Origin of the sequence: Pacificibacter marinus (assembly GCF_900109555.1) — a bacterium.
GTDB lineage: Bacteria > Pseudomonadota > Alphaproteobacteria > Rhodobacterales > Rhodobacteraceae > Celeribacter > Celeribacter marinus_C.
Window position 1 is genome coordinate 1 of the sequence record NZ_FNZV01000040.1, and the last position, 1,923, is coordinate 1,923.

Consider the following 1,923-nt stretch of genomic DNA (forward strand, 5'->3'; position numbering starts at 1 on the left):
TTGCGGGCGACGGCAACAACTGCGCGTCGGCGACCTTTGGTGCGCATCAATCGCATGCCCCATGATTTAATCTGTGACCCTGCCATCGTTCGCATAAGAAGTGCATTCGCAGCAGCATAAAGAGTTGCACGAACATCTCGGTCGCCCGCCTTTGATATTCGGCCAGGATTATCGTGTTCCCCTGACTGAAAGTGCCTTGGCGTCAGGCCAAAGTGCGCAACAACTGTACGTGAACGCTTGAAGCGGTTTGGATCATCAACGGCCGCCTTGAATGTCAGTGCTGCAATTGGCCCAACACCTGGTACCGTCATAAATCTCATGCAGACATTATCTTGACTGGCGGCCCGCTTAACCCGCCGATCCAGCTCCAGATAATGCTGATAAAGGACCAGCCTAGCGTCGAGCAAGGGCACCAACGCATGTGCCAGAATGGCATCTATCTCGATCATAGGCCGCACAACGCCATCAAAACTGCCGTGTTTCACTGTTTGCGGCAAACGAATGCCAAAAACCTTCAGTAACCCACGAACCTCGTTTGCTAAATATATCGTTTTCTTCAGCAGAGCCTAGCGTGTGCTCAGCAGCGCGCGAAGGCCATGCGCCTCACGACTTTTCATATGAACGGGACTGAACCAGCCGGCGCGCAGTATTTGAGCAATGCCTCGCGCATCTCTTCTATCTGTCTTATTCCTCATTGCTGTCAAGGCGGCATTCACTTGCCGAGCCTCCATACAAACGACATCAAACCCTGCTCCAGTCAGGCCAAAGAAAAGATTCTGGCTCATAGCACCAGCCTCAAAGCCAATACGTTCAATCGGATGTGGAAAACCAGAAAGGCAGTCAGCGATCTCATTGACATCACATGTCAGCTCCCGCTCAAACAGCACCACTCCCTTGCCATCCACAATGCACAGCGCACAGGATCGCAGCGAAACATCTAGTCCAACATAATATTCCATTTTCTGTCTCCCTTATTCACAGCTATCCTGTGATCTTAGTGGGAGCTTGGCCAAAGTGCAGGGTCAGCCCAATTACGCATGCTTCCCGCCGCATACCCGCAGCCCTCTCGAGTTATTTTTTCACCACACCCTACCCCGCGCTTGAAACGCTTCTTGTTGCTTCCATGGCGCTTCCAGTGACGGAACCCTAAACGCAAAAAAGCGCCTCGAGGGCGCTATGTCACTGTAGTATATGTGTAAAATTTGGTTGCGGGAGGGCGATTTGGACTTTGTCGAACTTTAGAAATTACACCTCATAAGCCCAAATCGTCTTCGTCGTTAGCCGTATCACGTCCGTCACTCGACGCATCATCGGACTCACGTTGTATTGTAAATGCCTCATCTCCAACTCGAATAACCAAGTCGTTGCCTTCGAAAAATGCGGCAAAAGGCTCCAACGACTCTGCTGCCTCCGAAAGCAAACTGGCCATCGGTTCACGGACATAGCGGTCAATAAAATTCGCCATGGTGGGTCCTGCAAGCTCGTCAAGGTGCGCCCAAGCATCCTCGCCGATATACACTTCTCCACCTTGCGCTAGAAACGCTCTAGTGAGTTCAGTAAGTTTCGGATTTGTAGTGCTATCTAAAACCAGCAAAACAGGAACAAAGCCACTTGCTACACAATCCAATGGGAAATCCAATTCCTCACCCCACCTACCTTGACCAGAGGCCGCAATAGTCATTCGGATTTTCAGCTCGTACGCTCGGTTTCCCAATAGACAGTCAACTTGCCTACCTTTCCGATTATCTGATCGCCTTTTCACGGGGCTACGAGCCGCAGATACTGGGGTCCCGCCTATCGCATTAGCAATAACAGGCTCAAAAAGGTATCTGTCCGTCGTCAGGGTTTTTGGCACCAAAGGCGGCTTAAACTAAGAGAGAGTTCGGCTCATCTGGTTGGTTGCATTATGCGGCACGTTGTCTG

General features: G+C 51.1%; 3 protein-coding genes. All 3 read right to left on the reverse strand.

Going from position 1 to position 1,923, the window contains the following annotated elements:
* The coding region (locus BM025_RS19585) for a transposase (RefSeq protein WP_244515909.1) at positions 1-320 on the reverse strand (320 nt) is incomplete at its 3' end.
* Between the two features lie 246 nt (positions 321-566).
* Positions 567-959, reverse strand: a complete 393-nt coding sequence (locus BM025_RS19590; protein ID WP_244515910.1) for an IS110 family transposase — start codon at positions 957-959, stop codon at positions 567-569.
* A 293-nt stretch (positions 960-1,252) separates the two neighbouring features.
* Positions 1,253-1,681: a hypothetical protein gene (locus BM025_RS18805; protein WP_085850865.1), complete on the reverse strand. Its 429-nt coding sequence runs from the start codon at positions 1,679-1,681 to the stop codon at positions 1,253-1,255.
* Positions 1,682-1,923: the final 242 nt, after the last annotated feature.